This is a genomic window from Marseilla massiliensis (assembly GCF_016899855.1).
In the GTDB taxonomy this organism is placed as follows: domain Bacteria; phylum Bacteroidota; class Bacteroidia; order Bacteroidales; family Bacteroidaceae; genus Prevotella.
In genome coordinates this window covers 1-647 of sequence record NZ_JACJJG010000233.1, presented here as the reverse complement: position 1 = coordinate 647, position 647 = coordinate 1, and the positions used below count along the sequence as shown (strand labels likewise).

Here is a 647-nt window from a genome sequence, read left to right as displayed (position 1 = left end):
GCACCACGCGAACCGTAGATGGCTGTGGATGATGCGTCCTTAAGTACGGTAATGTCCTCGATGTCGGTAGCAGGAATGTCGCTGATACTTTCAACGGGGAATCCGTCGACGATGAGCAATGGGTCGTTGCTCTGAGTGATGGAGCCTCCTCCACGTACACGTATTTTCACGTCGGCGTCAGGCGAGCCCTCGGTCGTGGTGATGTTTACGCCGGCCATCTTACCGGTAAGGGCCTCACTGACATTAGACACAGGGATTTGCCCTATGTCCTCGGCGCTGACGGATGTTACGGCGCCCGTCAGGTCGCGCTTCCTTACAGTACCATAACCGATGACAACGAGATCGTCGAGTGCAGTAGCCTCATCTTCCATTGTAACTGTTACACTACTCTTTCCGGCCACGTTTACCGTCTGCGGCTTCATACCAATGTATGAAAACTGCAGCTCGTTACTGCCGGAGGTTTTGATTTCGAAGTTTCCGTCGAGGTCGGTCACGGCAACATTCTTCGTGCCCTTCTCCTGGACTGTGGCGCCGATGACGGCCTCTCCGTTGGAATCTTTCACATTTCCTTTGATTGTCTGCGCCGACAGCGAGCCCACGATGAGCGTGAACAGCGCCACAAGCGCAAGTCGAAAAGTTTTTAAATT

Annotated in this window: 1 protein-coding gene; it reads right to left on the bottom strand. The window is 53.6% G+C overall.

Annotated features, from left to right (window positions below; translation table 11 throughout):
* Positions 1 to 647 (bottom strand): TonB-dependent receptor plug domain-containing protein (locus H6A34_RS14545; protein WP_420870845.1); only part of this gene is annotated, 647 nt, incomplete at both ends.